Source organism: Streptomyces ureilyticus (genome assembly GCF_011045025.1).
Classification (GTDB): Bacteria; Actinomycetota; Actinomycetes; order Streptomycetales; family Streptomycetaceae; genus Streptomyces; species Streptomyces ureilyticus.
Genome location: NZ_JAAKZX010000020.1, coordinates 1 through 15,471 on the forward strand (window position 1 = coordinate 1; position 15,471 = coordinate 15,471).

The 15,471-nt window shown below is 69.1% G+C and carries 12 protein-coding genes; 9 read left to right on the forward strand and 3 right to left on the reverse strand.

The genetic code is table 11. The annotated features are described in order from the left end of the window. The 7 genes from G6048_RS09175 to G6048_RS09205 all read left to right on the forward strand — a co-directional run. A partial coding sequence (locus tag G6048_RS09175; protein ID WP_206341376.1) for an SDR family NAD(P)-dependent oxidoreductase occupies nucleotides 1-753 on the forward strand: 753 nt, incomplete at its 5' end. Nucleotides 754-789: 36 nt separating this feature from the next. Next, a complete protein-coding gene (dgoD, locus tag G6048_RS09180; protein WP_165338967.1) occupies nucleotides 790-1,935 on the forward strand; it encodes a galactonate dehydratase in 1,146 nt (381 codons plus the stop codon). Between the two features lie 297 nt (nucleotides 1,936-2,232). After that, nucleotides 2,233-3,246, forward strand: a complete 1,014-nt coding sequence (locus G6048_RS09185; protein ID WP_206341377.1) for a hydroxyacid dehydrogenase — start codon at nucleotides 2,233-2,235, stop codon at nucleotides 3,244-3,246. 120 nt (nucleotides 3,247-3,366) lie between these two features. Further along, nucleotides 3,367-4,452, forward strand: a complete 1,086-nt coding sequence (locus tag G6048_RS09190; protein ID WP_165338968.1) for a LacI family DNA-binding transcriptional regulator — start codon at nucleotides 3,367-3,369, stop codon at nucleotides 4,450-4,452. Nucleotides 4,453-4,841: 389 nt separating this feature from the next. Then, nucleotides 4,842-6,176 carry an ABC transporter substrate-binding protein gene (locus G6048_RS09195; protein ID WP_165338969.1) on the forward strand — a complete coding sequence of 445 codons (1,335 nt, stop codon included), beginning with the start codon at nucleotides 4,842-4,844 and terminating at the stop codon, nucleotides 6,174-6,176. A gap of 10 nt (nucleotides 6,177-6,186) precedes the next feature. Then, nucleotides 6,187-7,071, forward strand: coding sequence for a carbohydrate ABC transporter permease (locus G6048_RS09200; protein WP_165338970.1), 885 nt, complete (start codon nucleotides 6,187-6,189; stop codon nucleotides 7,069-7,071). After that, on the forward strand, nucleotides 7,071-8,009 hold the full coding sequence (locus tag G6048_RS09205; RefSeq protein WP_408056126.1) for a carbohydrate ABC transporter permease: 939 nt from the start codon (nucleotides 7,071-7,073) through the stop codon (nucleotides 8,007-8,009). The genes G6048_RS09200 and G6048_RS09205 overlap by 1 nt, the downstream gene beginning before the upstream one ends. Nucleotides 8,010-8,099: 90 nt before the next feature. On the opposite strand, the gene G6048_RS09210 is transcribed toward G6048_RS09205, so the two are convergent. The 3 genes from G6048_RS09210 to G6048_RS09220 all read right to left on the reverse strand — a co-directional run bounded on the left by G6048_RS09210 (nucleotide 8,100) and on the right by G6048_RS09220 (nucleotide 12,771). Beyond that, complete coding sequence (locus G6048_RS09210; RefSeq protein ID WP_165338971.1) at nucleotides 8,100-9,728, reverse strand: glycoside hydrolase family 43 protein; 1,629 nt, start codon at nucleotides 9,726-9,728, stop codon at nucleotides 8,100-8,102. Nucleotides 9,729-10,149: 421 nt separating this feature from the next. Next, the gene (locus G6048_RS09215; RefSeq protein ID WP_165338972.1) at nucleotides 10,150-11,352 is read right to left on the reverse strand and encodes a glycoside hydrolase family 1 protein; all 1,203 of its coding nucleotides are present in this window, start codon (nucleotides 11,350-11,352) and stop codon (nucleotides 10,150-10,152) included. 57 nt (nucleotides 11,353-11,409) lie between these two features. After that, nucleotides 11,410-12,771, reverse strand: coding sequence for a glycoside hydrolase family protein (locus G6048_RS09220; RefSeq protein WP_165338973.1), 1,362 nt, complete (start codon nucleotides 12,769-12,771; stop codon nucleotides 11,410-11,412). Between the two features lie 182 nt (nucleotides 12,772-12,953). On the opposite strand from G6048_RS09220, the gene G6048_RS09225 reads away from it, so the two are divergent. Beyond that, nucleotides 12,954-13,976: a LacI family DNA-binding transcriptional regulator gene (locus G6048_RS09225; protein WP_165338974.1), complete on the forward strand. Its 1,023-nt coding sequence runs from the start codon at nucleotides 12,954-12,956 to the stop codon at nucleotides 13,974-13,976. Nucleotides 13,977-14,068: 92 nt separating this feature from the next. Continuing rightward, nucleotides 14,069-15,412: an ABC transporter substrate-binding protein gene (locus G6048_RS09230; protein ID WP_165338975.1), complete on the forward strand. Its 1,344-nt coding sequence runs from the start codon at nucleotides 14,069-14,071 to the stop codon at nucleotides 15,410-15,412. The last annotated feature ends 59 nt before the right edge of the window (nucleotides 15,413-15,471 follow it).

The window sequence follows — 15,471 nt, forward strand, 5'->3', positions numbered from 1 at the left end:
GCCCCCACCCCCACCCGCTTCCAAGGCAAGGTAGCCATCGTCACCGGCGGCGGCAGCGGTATCGGCGCGGCCTGTGCTCGGCGGCTCGCCGCGGAGGGGGCCGCCGTGGTCATCGCGGATATCGATGACGCGGCGGGCGAGCGCGTGGCCGCTGAGATCAGGGCGCGGGGGCAGCGTGCCCGCCACGTGCGCTCTGACGTGGCCGTCGCGGCCGACTGGCGGCGGCTGGCCGAGGTCGTGCTCGGCGAGTACGGGCGGGTCGACGTCCTGGTCAGCAATGCGTACGCGCTGATCGTGGGCGCCGCGCACGAGCTGGCCGAGGACGACTGGGACCGCGTCGTCGACGTCTGCCTGAAAGCCACCTACCTCGGAGTGCGGGCCTTGCACGCGCCCCTGCTCGCGGCCCGTGGCAGCGTCGTCGCCGTCTCCTCCGTGCACGGGCGCACGGGCGCCCCGGGTTTCACCGCGTACGCCGCCGCGAAGGGCGGACTGGAAGCGCTGGTACGGCAGTTGGCGGTGGAGTACGGCCCGCACCTGCGCGTCAACGCGGTGACGCCGGGCCCGATCGCCACCCCCCAGTGGGGCCGTACCCCCGAGCAGAGCCGGCGCGCCGAGGCCGCGCGCACGGTCCTCGGCAGATTCGGCGAACCGGAGGAGGTCGCCGCCGCCGTCGCGTTCCTGGCCTCGCCGGAGGCCGGGTTCATCACGGGCGCCGCCCTGCCCGTGGACGGCGGCTGGAGCATCCGGTCCTGAGACCACGCGGCGACCCCGCCCGACCAGAGAGGCCCCATGAAGATCGTCAAGATGGAGACATTCCGTGTCCCGCCACGCTGGCTGTTCCTCCGGATCGAAACCGACGAGGGCATCGTCGGCTGGGGCGAACCCATCGTCGAGGGCCGCGCCGAAACGGTCGCCGCGGCCGTCGCCGAAGTCTCCGACCTCCTCATCGGCACCGATCCGCGCCGCATCGAGGATCACTGGCAGGTGCTCGCCAAGGGCGGCTTCTACCGGGGCGGCCCGGTCCTGTCCAGTGCGCTGGCCGGCATCGACCAGGCCCTGTGGGACATCAAGGGCAAGGCCCTCGGCGTACCCGTGTACGAGCTGCTCGGCGGCCCGGTACGGGACCGCGTCCGCGTCTACCGCTGGCTCGGCGGCGCCACAGCGAGCGAACTGACCGACTCGGCGCACCAGGCCGTCGCGGAGGGCTACGACGCGGTCAAGCTGAACGCCTCCGACCAGCTGCGCCACCTCGACACCCCGGCCGCCGTCCGCGGGATCGTCGCCCGGCTCACGGCGCTGCGCGAGGCGGTCGGCTGGGACGTGGACATCGCCGTGGACTTCCACGGCCGCCTCTCCACGGGTATGGCCCGCCGCACCCTGCCGCTGGTCGAGCCGCTGCTGCCGCTGTTCGTCGAGGAGCCCGTGCTGCCCGAGTTCTCCCGCGACCTCGCCCCACTGGCCGCCGCGACCGCCGTCCCCCTCGCCACCGGTGAACGCCTCTACTCCCGCTGGGACTTCAGGGACGTACTGCCCACCGGGATAGCCGTGGCCCAGCCCGACCTGTCGCACGCGGGCGGCATCTCCGAGGTACGCCGCATCGCCGCGATGGCCGAGGCGTACGACGTGGCCCTCGCCCCGCACTGCCCGCTGGGGCCCATCGCCTTCGCCGCGAGTCTGCACATCGACTTCGCGACCCCGAACTTCCTCATCCAGGAGCAGAGCCTGGCCCTGCACGCCCCGTACGACAACCCGCTCCTGTCCCACCTCGTCGACCCGGCCGCCTTCCACTACGCCGACGGCCACGTCACGCCCCCGCCCGGGCCCGGCCTCGGTATCGAGATCGACGAGGAGGCGGTACGCAGGGCCGCGTCCGAGGGCCACCGCTGGCGCAACCAGATCTGGCGCCACGGAGACGGTTCCTTCGCCGAGTGGTGAGCCGAACGGTGCGCCGCGCAGAGTCTGGCCCGGCTCGCGCCAACCGGTTGGAGTAACCGATTACGACGAGATTCAAAGGTCCCGTCACCATCGACAGCAGCTGGCGAACTGATCGTTCTGTTGCGGCAGATACACCGCACTAGCTGCTACGCCGCCCTGCCGCGACGCTTGCGTACACGCCCGACAACATCGGAAACCACCGGCCCCAGGGATCACCCTGCGCATTGACCGCCCTATGCGTCAGACTTACGGTAGAAGACGCTTTCAGAAAACGTTTCCCAGCACCTCAGGAGAGTCATGTCCAGCGCCCAGCTGCCGAGGGCCGTGTTCGCCATGGATCCGGTGCACCTCCCTCTGCTCTTTCCTCCGCCGCTCATGGCACGGCTCCAGCAGGTCGCCGAGATCGACACCTCGCTCGTCGTACAGGACTTCACCGCCCCCAAGGCCGCCGCGGCACTGGCCAGGACCGAGGTGCTCATCACGGGCTGGGGCTGCCCCCACCTCGATGAGGACGTCCTCGCCGCGACCCCGAACCTGCGCGCCGTCCTGCACGCCGCGGGCTCCGTCCGCTCACTGGTCGGCGAGGCGCTGTGGAAAGGAGGGCTCACCGTCTCCAGCGCGGTGACCGGCAACGCGCTGCCGGTCGCGGAGTACACCCTCTCCATGATCCTGCTCGCCGGAAAGGACACCTTCGCGCACCGCGAGCGCTTCCGGGACACCCACGCCTACCCGTCCACCGCCGAGACCGCGGCCACGGGCAACCTCGGCCGCCGGGTGGGGATCATCGGCGCCTCCCGCGTGGGCCGCCGGCTGCTGGAGCTGCTGCGGCCCTTCGACCTGTCCGTCGCGTTGTACGACCCCTATGTGGACGCGGACGAAGCGGCGGCGCTGGGCGCCGAACTGCTGTCGCTCGAGGACCTGCTCAGACGCAGCGACATCGTCAGCCTGCACGCCCCCGACATCCCCGAGACCCACCGCATGCTCGACCGCGAAAAGCTCGCCCTCATCAGGGACGGCGGAGTGGTGATCAACACCTCCCGCGGAGCCCTGGTCGACCCCCACGCGCTCGCCGACGAACTGACGAGCGGCCGCCTGAGCGCGGTCCTGGACGTCACCGAACCCGAACCGCTGCCCGCCGAATCCCCGCTGTACAAGCTCCCCAACGTCTTCCTCACCCCGCACATCGCCGGCTCCCTCGGCAATGAGCTGGCCCGCCTCGGCGGCATCGTCGTCGAGGAGCTGGAACGCGTTTCCGCGGGCCTGCCTCCGGCCCACGAGGTGCGGCATGCGGATCTGGCCCGTGTCGCATGATCCCGGCCCCGGGCACCAGCCACCGCCTCGGAGAAACAATGGGATACGGTTCCCGCACCGGCCCAGGGCAGGCGCCCTGGGTGTCCGGTCGGGAGTCACTACGGTGAAGGAGCCGCAACGGTGAGCGAGCGCACAGCGTCGGGTGACTCCGGACGGGCCACCATCCGGGACGTGGCCGCACGGGCGGGCGTCTCGGTGGCCAGCGTGTCGCGCGTCCTGTCCGGCAACTATCCGGTGTCGGAAGAGCTGCGCCGCCGCGTGATGAAGGTGGTCCAGGACCTGGACTACGTCACCAACGCCCACGCCCGCTCACTCGCCGGCGGCGGCACACCGACGGTGGCCATCCTCATCAACAACATCACCGGTGCCGCCTTCACCCACGTGGCCAAGGGAGTCGAGGGCGCGGCCTCGTTGCGCGGCTGGCTCTCGCTGGTCGGCACGACCGGAGACGATCCGGAACGCGAACTCGCCCTGGTCAACCTGATGCGCCAGCAGGGCGTCACCGCGGTGATACTGCTCGGCGGCGCGTACGACTACGACGAGTACCAGCTGAGGATGGCCCGCTTCGCCCGCTCCCTGGACGCGGCAGGCTCGCACCTCGTGCTGGTGGGCAGGCCTCCGCTGGAGGGCGACGTACCGGCGACGACCGTGGACTACGACAACGAGGGCGGCGCGTACGCCATGGCCAGCCACCTCCTGTCCGCCGGTCACCGCCGCGTCCTGGTGCTGCCGGGCCATGCCGAACTCACCACCGCCCAGGGCAGGTTGAACGGCGCCCGGCGGGCCTTCGAGGCGTACGGCGTGCCCTTCGACCCGAAGCTGGTGCTGCACGGCCCGTACGACTACGAGCACGGGTACGACGCCGTCGAGGAGAGCCTGCGCCTCGGCCTTGACTTCACGGCGGTGCTCGCGGGCACCGACGTGGTGGCCGCGGGTGCCATGCAGGCCCTGCGTGCGGGTGGGCTCAGGGTGCCCGAGGACGTGTCGATCGTCGGCTACGACGACATCCCGCTGGCCTCGCAGCTCACCCCCCAACTGACCACCGTCCACGTGCCGTACGAGGAGATGGGCCGCGTGGCGCTGCGTGCGGTGGCCAACCGGCGCGAGAGCGGCGGCGGCCGCCGCAGGGGCGGTGACGGCGACCATGTGGTGCTGGGCACGCACGTCGTCGTACGGCAGTCCGTCCAGCCTCCCCCGGTGTCTTAAGGGCCTGGGAGACACCCCCAGTACGGCAGTCGTAACTGCTCTCATGATTGCTGTTACGTAAACGCCTTCCATGTTGTTCGAAGACGCTCAGTAGCGCTCCCAGAGCGCCGCAGGCCTCCGCTTGCGCACCGCTGACCTGTGCTTTCGCTGCGATGCGCGGGTGGGACGCGACCGCGAAAGACCGCCACGTCAGCGACAACCGAACTTAACAATTTGCCGTCGGACTCTTGCGGGAAACAGAGCAGTCGACCTACGTTTCACAGCAACCGTTTTCTACAGCTTCCGCCAGAGGGTTTCCGAGACACGAGCCGACGTCTTCCCCGCTCGCCGTCGCCCCACCGAGCCACCCCTCTTCCGCGATCGTCTACGCCTCGAAGGATGACCGTACGATGAACTTCACCAACCCCCGGAGAAGGTTCGCTCGCGCCGCTGTCGCGGGCATCGCCCTGACAGGTCTGCTCGCCGCCTGCGGCGGATCCGGAGACGATGAGCCCGCCGAGGCCTCCGGTCCGGTCACCCTCGACTTCTGGGGCTGGGCCAACGGCCAGGAGGCCGTCGTGAAGGCGTTCAACGCCAGCCACAAGGACGTCCAGCTGAAGTACACCAAGGTCACCGACCAGCTGACCATGCAGAAGCAGCTGACGAACGCCGTCAAGGCCGGCAACCCTCCCTGTCTGATGCAGAACACCGGCGAGTACGTGACCAGCTGGGTCTCCCAGGGCGCGCTCGCCGACATCACCGAGTACGTCGAGGGCGAGAAGGACAAGTTCAACCCCGGCTCGTGGGCCACCGGCCAAGTGCAGGGCAAGGTCTACGGCGTTCCCACCGCCTCGGCGCCCGCCTTCACCATCTACCGCACCGACCTCTTCGAGAAGTACGACCTGGAGCCGCCCCAGACCTGGGACGACTTCATCGCCGCGGGCAAGGAACTCAAGAAGCACGACATAAAGGTCACCAACTACGCCGGTGAGGACCCGAGCACCCTCGAGGTGCTCGCCATGCAGGCCGGAGCCAAGTGGTACTCCGTCGACGGCGACGCCTGGGCGGTGAACTTCAAGGACGAGGGAACCCTCAAGGCCGCCGACGTGATCCAGCAGATCATCGACAACGACCTGAACTCCAAGCTCTCGTTCGCCGACTACGCGGCCGTGCAGCGCAATTACGACAACGGCGGCACCGCGACCCGGCAGATCTCCACCTGGCAGATGTCCGGCATGGTGCAGAACTTCACCAAGTCCTTCGGCGACTGGGCGCTGTCCCCCTGGCCGGCCTTCAAGGGCGAGGCGCCCAAGACTCCGGCCGGCACCAACCAGAGTGGCAACCTGACGCTGGTGTCCGAGGAGTGCAAGAACAAGGAGCAGGCCGCCGAGGCGGCGCTGTGGATGTCCACCGATGCCGGCGCGGTCAAGACCATGGCGAGCCCCGAGACCGGCAGCGGTGTGATGCCGGCGCTGGCCGACAGCGACGCGTACGTCTCCGAGGCGATCTCCGAGAAGCTGCTCGGCAAGAACTACGAGCCGGCCAAGAAGATCGTCACGGACAGCCTGAGCACCATCAACACCGACTGGACCTTCGGCCCGAACTGGACCGCGATGTTCACGGAGATGCAGGACGAGTGGGCCAAGGTCGTCAACAAGGAGCAGAAGGTCACCGACCTTCTCGACCACATGCAGCAGTGGACGGTCAACGACCTGAAGCAGCGCGGCATCAGCGTCAAGGGCTGAGGCACACTTCATGATTCGCTCACTGCGCTGGAAGGGTGCCGCGTTCACGGTGCCCTTCCAGCTCGGCTTCGTCTTCCTCTATCTGCTTCCGATCGGCTACGCGGTCTACCAGTCGCTGTTCCTGCAGAAGCAGTCAGGGCTCGGTCTCGGCGGCGCGACCAGGGAGTTCGTCGGGCTGGAGAACTACCAGCAGGGCCTGACCGACTCGGCGTTCATGACGTCCATCCTCAGGGTGGTGCTGTTCGCCTGCGTCCAGATCCCGTTCATGCTGCTGATCAGCCTGGTGCTGGCGCTGTTCCTGGACGCGGTCACCTCGAAGGTGGCCGGCCGGTTCCGGATCCTGCTGCTCGTTCCGTACATGATCCCCGGCGTGGTCGCGGCCATCGTGTGGGTCAACCTGTACAGCCCCGAGGTCGGCCCGCTGACGCCACTCGGCGAGCTGTTCGGCTTCGACTGGAACTTCTTCGCGCCCTCGATGGTCTGGCCGGCCATCGGCAACCTGCTGACCTGGCACGGCATCGGCTACAACATGGTGATCATCTACGCGGCGCTCCAGGGCGTACCCCGCGAGCTCTTCGAGGCCGCGCGGCTCGACGGCGCCTCCGAGATGCGGATCGCGCGGAGCATCAAGATCCCGTTCGTGCGCGGGGCGCTCGTCCTCACCGCTCTGCTGTCGATCATCCAGATGCTGCAGATCTTCAACGAGCCCGCGCTGTTCAGGAACGTGACGCCGCAGACGGTCAGCGACAGCTTCACCCCCATCATGATCATCTACAACCAGGCGTTCAACGCCGGCAACTACCACTACGCCGCGGCCCTTTCGGTGCTCCTCGCCTTGATCCTCGGCGTGGCGTCCTTCGTCTTCTACCGACTGACCTCGAGGGAGGTGGACTGATGGCGCTGACGGAAAACCGTAAGGAAAAGGGCACGGAAACCGCCGCCGTGCCACCCAACGGGCCCGCCATGCGGCGGCGCACCCGCCTCGACCCCGCGGCCCGTTCACGGGGCGGGCAGCGGTTCCTCCTCCTCGGTCTGGTCCTGGCCAGCGTCTACAGCCTGTTCCCGGTGTACTGGCTGATCATCGCCGCGACCAAGGACCGCGTGGGGCTGTACCAGAGCAACGGGCTGTGGTTCTCCGGCTTCCACCTGTGGGAGAACCTGCAGCAGGTGTTCACCTACGACGACGGCATCTTCCTGCGCTGGACCGCCAACTCGTTCCTGTACGCGGGAGTCGGCTCTCTCGGCGGCACTCTCATCGCCCTTCTCACGGGCTACGGCCTTGCCCGCTTCGACTTCCCCGGGCGGGGCGTGGTGTTCGCGGCCGTGGTGGGCTCCTTCCTCATCCCGATCGCGCTGCTCACCCTGCCGCTGTACCTGATGTTCTCGGAGATCGGCCTGGTCGACACCCCCTGGGCGATGCTGATCCCCTGCCTGATCAACCCGTTCAGCGTGTACCTGGCCAAGGTCTACACCGAGGCCACGATCCCGTTCGAGCTGCTTGAGGCGGCCCGGATCGACGGCGCCGGGGAGCTGCGGATCTTCTTCAGCATCGTGCTGCGGATGATGACCACGGGCGGTGCGACGGTGTTCCTGCTGGCCTTCGTCAACACCTGGAACGCCTTCTTCCTCCCGCTGACCGTGCTGCGCGGCGAGGAGAACTGGACGCTCAACCTGGGCCTGTACAACTGGTCCGGCAAGCGCCTGGAGTCGGGCATCGACGTGACCAGCCTCGTCCTGACGGGCGCGCTGCTGTCCATCATCCCGATGGCGATCATGATGGTCGCGATGCGCCGCTACTGGCGGAGCGGCGTCACCCTGGGCGCACTCAAGTAACCAAGTCTTTGGAACGCAACTCGGCGGTCAGCCACGTAACTTCGTCGCTGACCGCCGAGGCGTTCGCCAGGCACTACCGGCGGAGAATCCCTACTCCTGCCCGCCGTCCTTGCCGTCCCCTCCGTCCAGATCCCGCACCTCGAACCAGTCGAAGTCGGCCGGAGCGCGCGTTCCGCCCAGGTCCTGTGCGCAGATTCCGACGAAAGCACCGGTGAACCGCAACCGGTTCCCGTAGTCGTCGGAGAGTTTGCTCGCGTCCAGGACCGGGCCCACGGCCTGCCAGTCCGTCCCGTCGGGCGAGGCGAAGAAACGCAGTTCCGTGCCGTCGAAGCGGGCCCGCAGGTACGCCAACGGCCAGTCGTCGACGTCGAGTTCGGACTCCTGGAGTTCCCGATACGCCCCGTCGTCGGTGAGCACCACGCCCAGGACGCGTCCCCTGCCCTCGGTGTGGGTGAGGCGCAGGTAGTAGTGCGTCGACGTGTCGTACCAGCAGATGAGGCCCGCGCGCTGGCTGAAGTGGGAGGGGCGGAAGTCGACGACCGTCGTCACCTCGCACCGCACGGAAGTGAGCCGCCGCGCGAGCAGGCTCTGGTCGAAGAGCGAGTGCGGACTCTGCCGGCCGCGCAGCCGCAGATGCCCGGGGCGTTCGCCGAGCGTCAGCCACTCGGAGGTCGCGGGGGCCCGCAGCGTACTCCAACCGTCCTTCAGAGATGGCGAGTTGAAGTCGTCACGGGCCGGAGGCCCGGCGACCGGGCCTGGCTGTCCTGGCTCCACCCCCGTGGGTGCCGGCACCTCCAGGCTCGGCCGCCGTCCGCCGTCGGCCAGCCGAAGCCAGCCGTCGTCCGTCCAGGTCACGCGCTGCAGGCAGGTCTCCCTGCCGAGAACGCAGCGCGGCCCTTCGGGCGTCTTTACGGGGCGGGAGGCCAGGTGCGCGAGGTACCACTCCCCCGCCGGCGTCTCGACCAGCTCGCCGTGACCCGCCTTCTGCAGTGGCCAGTCCGGGGTGTCCCGGGTGGTCAACAGCGAGCCGAGCGGGTCGAGTTCGTACGGTCCGGTCAGCTCGCGTGAACGGGCCATGAGGATGCCGTGGTTCCAGCCGGTGCCGCCCTCGGCGAGCATCAGGTAGTACCAGCCGTCCCGGCGGTAGACGTTGGGGCCCTCGACCAGCTCATCTTGCGTGAGGATCGTGCGGGGCTGTCCGATCAGGGCCCGCTTGTCGGCGTCGTACTCCTGGAGCAGGATCCCGGCGAAGGACGGCTGGTCGTCGCGCGGGTCCCACTGGATGTTCAGCAGCCAGCTGCGGCCGTCCTCGTCGTGGAAGAAGGACGGGTCGAAGCCGGAGGAGTTCAGGTACACCGGCTCGGACCACGGGCCTTCGATCGACGGGGCCGTGATCAGGTAGTTGTCGAGGTCCTTGAAGGGGCGCCCGATGGTGCGGACGATCGTGTAGACCAGCCAGAACTGCCCGTCGTGGTACGACAGTGAAGGCGCCCAGACGCCGGCCGAGTCGGCGACTCCGCGCAGGTCGAGCAGATCCGGGCGGTCCAGGATGTGACCGGCCGGCTCCCAGTGGACGAGATCCTTCGAGCGGTGCACGGGCACGCCCGGGTACCACTCGAAGGTCGAGATGGCGATGTAGTAGTCCGCGCCGACGCGCAGGATGCTCGGGTCCGGGTGGAATCCGGCCAGCACGGGGTTGCGGAGGTGGCCCGAGGTCATGCCGGTCCTTTCACAGATGACTCAGGTGTCTCGAAGGCGGCTGCGCCAAGGGCGGCTTGGACGCCGCCGCGCGGCGGGGGCCTCGGGGCCTCCGCCGCGCGGGGCAGTTCGGTGACGCTCAAGAAGTTGCGCTGGCCGTAGTCGACGTGAGCGGTGACGGTCCCGCCGTCCGCGCTTACGCCGTATTGAGACGCACCCCAATCTAGGAACCGGTTGCTATCCGGTCAACGATTCCTTCGCGTGAGCTGCGCTACTCGGAACTTTCGCTGCCACTCGCATCCGCCCGGGGACGGGTTACGGCCCTCTTCCTGGGCAGCTCCGCAGGCGCAGCCCGGCACGGTCGTGCGAACGTCGCCTCCTGTCGTCAGGGCGCAGACGATGCCGGCGTAGGCCTCGACGTAGTCGCCGGTCGTGAGAATGCTCAGCGACCGGCGCGCGGCAGCATTCCGGTGCGTGCAAGTCCTCCGAGCCAGGCCGCCGAGGGCTTGGGAGTACGTTCGAAGGTGTCGGGGTCGACGGAGATGAGGCCGAAGGTGGGCTTGTAAGAGCCCCATTCGTAGTTGTCGAGGGCGCTCCAGTGGAGGTAGCCGTGTACGTCGAGGCCGTCCTCCAGGGCGGCAGAGACTTCCTGGAGCGCTCCGGTGGTGTAGGCGATGCGGCGGTTGTCGTCGCCCGTGGCGATGCCGTTCTCGGTGACGATCAGGGGGACGTCGCCGACGATCTCTGCGGTGTGGCGCAGCGCGTATCCGAGGGCTTTGGGGTAGTACTCCCAGCCGGTGAGGGTGCGTTCGGCGTCCTCGGGCGCCGGGATGGGGCCGTCGGTGGTGATCCTGGTGCGGGTGTAGGACTGGACGCCGATCCAGTCGTCGTCGCGGGCGGCCTCGATGAAGACGTCTTCGCGGGGGTGGCTGTAGGCGGCGGTGGCGGCTTCGGCGCCGGGCAGGGCCTGGTAGACCTGGTTGGCGATGGACCAGCCGACCTGGATGTCGGCGGAGATCGCCTTGACGACGGCCGTGGCGCGGTGGTGTGCCTGGATCAGGGCGTCGGTGGTGGCCTTGTCGGGCAGCGGGAGTCCCGCCGTGGGGGGTGCTTCGGTGCCCAGCTCACGGATGGCTCCGGCGACCGCGACCATATTGGGTTCGTTGATGGTGCACACGTGCCGCACGCCGGTGCCGATGACCGGCGCGGTCGCCCGCACGTACCGCTCGAACAGGTCCACCGCCCTGTCCGCCGTCCAGCCGCCGCGCTCGGCGAACCAGCGCGGGACGGTGAAGTGGTGGAGGGTGACCATGGGTCGCAGGCCGCGTTCGATGGCGCCGTCGACCATGCGTCGGTAGTGGGCGATCTCGGCCCGGGAGAAGTGGCCGGCGGCGGGTTCGATGCGGGCCCATTCGATGCTGAAGCGGTAGTCGGAGAAACCGAGTTCGGCGAGCAGATCCATGTCCTCGCGCCACCGGTGGTAGCTGTCGACCGCATCGCCGCTGGGCTCGGCGACGGAGCCGCCGCCGTGTTCCGTCTGCCACCAGTCGCTGTTGACGTTGTTGCCCTCGATCTGGTGGGCGGCGGTGGAGGCTCCCCACAGGAAGCCGTCGGGGAAGCGGAGACCGTCGGCGGTGACGTTCATGGCTTGGCCTTTCCGGGTGCGTGCGGGATGTCGGTCAGCAGGCGCGGAGTCTCGCTGTCACTGGGGTACGGCGCCGGGCCAGATTGCCGAGGCATCGTCGCGGTGCGGGTCGGGCAGCCGGATCGGGCGAACGGGGATGGGGATGGGGATGGGGCGTTCGCGTCCTTCGGTGACGGCTGTCCACGGTGTGGGGTGGCCGGAGTAGCACAGGGCCGTCAGGGCGAAGACGCCGTCGGCGTAGACCTCGACGTACTCGCCAATGGTGAGAATGCGCAGCGAACTAGCGGGTTCGCTCAGGATGGTCTCGCCGAGCCGGGTGCCGTCGGGGCCGGTGACCCAGAGGTTCTTGCCGTCGCAGCCCACGGCGAGGGCGGCACGGTCGGTGCCCTGTGCGTCGGTGCGCAGGGTGATCTCGACGGGTCCGGAGATGCCGATGTCGCCGACCGCATGCAGGGCGGGGTGGTCGGTCTCCTCGCCCAGCCAAGCGTTCAAGCCGGACCACCATCCCAGATGGGGCGCTGAATCGCCTTGCACCACAAGGGACTTGGGCTGGGCGAGCATGCCGCGGCAGCGTTCCCCGGAGTCGCTGAGGCCGACACGGCGGGGAGTCGTGTGCAGTACGACTCGGGAGCCGTCGGGGGCGGGAATCACCCTGGGGGCGTAAGCGCCGGTCGGGCCCAGTGCGCCGCGGCGGGTCCACGGGCCGCGCAGGCGGGGGGCCGTCCACGCCTCGATGCAGCGGGTCTGCCCGATGGAGCCGAGCAGCAGCCAACTGCCGTCGTCGAGGCGTTCCAGGACCGGGCACTCGAACTCGTCGACGTCACCGGGTGAGATGAGCGGCGGGTGGACGGTCCAGTGCTCCAGGTCCTCGGAGGTGGCGAGGGCCACGCAGCCGCTGGCCTCCACCGGGAGGGAGGCGTCGCTGGCGCAGACGGCCATGACCCAGCCGTCACCCTCGTCGTCGCGTACGACGAAGGGGTCGCGCCAGCCCATCTGCTCGCCGGTGCGATACCAGCGCGGGTCCGCCTCGGCGACCGGCCCGGTGCCGTGGCGACGCCAGCCCGTGCCATCGGTGCGGTCGGAGTACGCGAGGCCGACGGACTGGAGCGGCGTGCCGCCGGGCAGGAGACCGCTCACCCCCGTGTAGAACATCGCCATTCCGTCGCCGTACCGGAACGGATGCATCGTCCACACCGCCTGCGCGTCGAAGCGGCCGGGCAGCCCGTTGCCGAAGGCGGGTCCCTGCGGCTGCCAGTGGACCAGATCGGTGGAGGTCGCCCGGCCGTACGAGGTCTCCATCCGCAGGTGATCGAACTCGGCCGTCCAGGGCCCCTGAAGGTGCAGCACCGTGTAGGTGCCGTCCTCGTCCCGCAGCAGGGCGAAGTCGTTCACGCAGTGACCTGGCGGGGCGTATCGCATGCACAGTTCCTGTCGGCTCACAGCGCCCAAACGCATGCGCTGACCATCGATTCAAGGCGGACTCACTTTGGAATCGGCCCAAGTAAATCTGAACGCAAACGCTTGCGCAACAGCGAGGCCGGGTTTACGGTCTCGTCACCCCCACATCACACCGACGTGAAATCAACGGGAGGAACTGCGCCGTGACGGCCAGCATCAACGACGTCGCCCGCGCCGCCGGCGTCTCAGCGTCCACCGTGTCCCGCGCTCTGCGCGGTCGGTCGGGCGTCTCCGACGAGGTGCGGGACAAGATCACGGCCGTCGCCGCCCAGCTCGGCTACACCGCGTCCCGCTCCGCCGCCAGCCTGGCCAGCGGCCGTACGTTCACCATCGGCGTCCTGGTTCCGTACGTGGGCCGCTGGTTCTTCGGCACCGTTCTGGACGCCGCCGAGCGTGAGTTCAGCGCCGCCGGGTACGACGTGCTGCTGTACAACCTGGGTTCGCCGGAGATACGCAAGCGTTTCTTCACCAGGCTGCCGGTGCGCAAGCGGGTGGACGCGGTGCTCACGCTGCTCATCCCGGACGAGGAGGAGTCGGCGGCCCTGCGCTCACTGGGGGTGCCGCTGGCCACCACGGTCGGCGGGTCCCGGCCGGGCTTCACCGTCGTCGGCATCGATGACCGGGCCGGCACCGAGAGCGCCGTACGGCATCTGGTGAACCTCGGCCACCGCCGCATCGGCATGATCAGCGGAGCCAGCGGGCCGCTGCACTGGACCACCCCCATCGATCGGCGCAACGCCTACCTGGACGTCCTGGCCGACGCCGGAATCGAGCACGATCCGGCTCTGGAGGCGGACGGCGACTACACCGTCGAGGGCGGTGAGCGGGCCATGACCGAACTGCTGGCCGTCTCCCGCCCGCCGACCGCCGTGTACGCGCAGTCCGACGAGATGGCGATGGGTGCCCTGCGCGCCCTGCGCCGCCACCGGCTCAGGGTCCCGGAGGACGTGTCGGTCGTCGGCTTCGACGACCACGAACTCGCCGACGTGGTCGGCCTGACCACCGTCGCCCAGCCGGTCGCCGACCAGGGCGCCGAGGCGGCCAGGCTGCTGCTGCGTCAGCTGGACGAACCCGGCGCCGAACCACCCACGGAGCAGGTGCAGATGCCCATCCGTCTCGTCCTGCGCGAGACGACCGCACCTCCCAGACCGCGCGGACCGCAGTAACCCGCACCCTTCGAGACCCACTCCCCCACGCCCAGACAGCACGTCAGCACATCGCACTGCAAACCCTCGCCACAGCACGGAAGGCACAGCCCATGAGTTCGACCAGCAGAAATGTCCGCCGCACAGCGAGTACGGGCCTGGCCCTCGTCCTGCCCCTGGCGGCGCTGGCCGCCTGTGGCGGGGGCGGCAGCACCGACACCTCCGCGGAGGCGGGCAGCGGCAAGGGCACCATCAGCGTCTGGGCCCACCAGGGCCAGAAGAGCGAGGACACCGCGATACAGAACGCGGTGAAGTCCTTCAACTCCTCGCAGAAGGACATCAAGGTCGATCTGAAGCTGATCCCCGGCAACGACTACACCAAGACCATCACGACGACGGACGCCTCGGAGCTGCCGGACGTGATGGAGTTCGACGGCCCGACCATGGCGAACTTCGTCTTCAACCAGAAGCTCGCCCCGATCGACGACTACGTCTCCGCCAAGACCCTGAGCAACGCCACGGACGCCATCAAGGCGCAGGGCGAGATCGACGGCAAGCACTACGGTCTGGGCCAGTACGACTCGGGCCTGGGCATCTACGGCAACAAGAAGCTGCTGGACGCGGCCGGCGTGAAGTACCCGACGAGCGTGGACGACGCCTGGACGGCGGACGAGTTCACCGCCGCGCTCAAGGCCCTGAAGGGCAAGGACTCCGACGGCAAGGTCCTCGACGTTCAGGAGAACAGCGGGCTCGCCACCGAGTGGGGCACCTACGGCTTCTCCCCGATCGTCTGGTCGGCCGGCGGTTCGCTCCTCAAGGACGGCAAGGCGGAGGGCGCACTCGACTCGCCGGAAACCGTGTCGGCCTTGAAGACCCTCCAGTCCTGGAAGTCCGACGTCGACCCCAACACCGACGGCAACGCCTTCGCCAAGGGCCGCGCGGCGCTGAGCTGGGTCGGCCACTGGATGTACCCCACGTACAGCGAAGCCGTCGGTGACGACCTGGTCGTCCTTCCGCTGCCCGACTTCGGCAACGGTCCCAAGACCGGTCAGGGCTCCTGGGCCTGGGGCATCGGCGCCGACTCCAAGAACGCCAAGGCCGCCGGCACGTTCCTGGACACCCTCCTGAACGACGAGAACGTCGGCGCCATGACGACGGCCAACGGCGCCCCGCCCGCCACCAAGTCCGCGCTCGCCGCGAGCGAGCTCTACAAGCAGGGCGGCCCGCTCCAGCTGTTCGCCGACCAGCTCGCCAAGCCCTGCGGCGACACCGACATCTCCAAGTCCTGCGTCGCCACCACCCGGCCGCTGACCGCCGGATACCCCACCGTCACCGCCAAGTTCGCCGAGGCCCTCAACTCGATCTACGGCGGCACCGACCCGAAGGACGCCCTGTCCAAGGCCGCCAAGGCCATCGACCAGGACTTCTCCGACAACGCCGGCTACGAGATCCCGTAGGACCCATCGGCCGGGGCGGGCCGCGCACGTCGCGCCCGCCCCGCCGGGAACAGGACCCC

Excerpts from the sequence above, each read along its gene's own strand:
- dgoD (WP_165338967.1), top strand. The coding sequence starts at position 790 with ATGAAGATCGTCAAGATGGAGACATTCCGTGTCCCGCCACGCTGGCTG.
- G6048_RS09185 (WP_206341377.1), top strand. The coding sequence starts at position 2,233 with ATGTCCAGCGCCCAGCTGCCGAGGGCCGTGTTCGCCATGGATCCGGTG.
- G6048_RS09195 (WP_165338969.1), top strand. The coding sequence starts at position 4,842 with ATGAACTTCACCAACCCCCGGAGAAGGTTCGCTCGCGCCGCTGTCGCG.
- G6048_RS09200 (WP_165338970.1), top strand. The coding sequence starts at position 6,187 with ATGATTCGCTCACTGCGCTGGAAGGGTGCCGCGTTCACGGTGCCCTTC.
- G6048_RS09205 (WP_408056126.1), top strand. The coding sequence starts at position 7,071 with ATGGCGCTGACGGAAAACCGTAAGGAAAAGGGCACGGAAACCGCCGCC.
- G6048_RS09210 (WP_165338971.1), bottom strand. The coding sequence starts at position 9,728 with ATGACCTCGGGCCACCTCCGCAACCCCGTGCTGGCCGGATTCCACCCG.
- G6048_RS09215 (WP_165338972.1), bottom strand. The coding sequence starts at position 11,352 with ATGAACGTCACCGCCGACGGTCTCCGCTTCCCCGACGGCTTCCTGTGG.
- G6048_RS09220 (WP_165338973.1), bottom strand. The coding sequence starts at position 12,771 with ATGCGATACGCCCCGCCAGGTCACTGCGTGAACGACTTCGCCCTGCTG.
- G6048_RS09230 (WP_165338975.1), top strand. The coding sequence starts at position 14,069 with ATGAGTTCGACCAGCAGAAATGTCCGCCGCACAGCGAGTACGGGCCTG.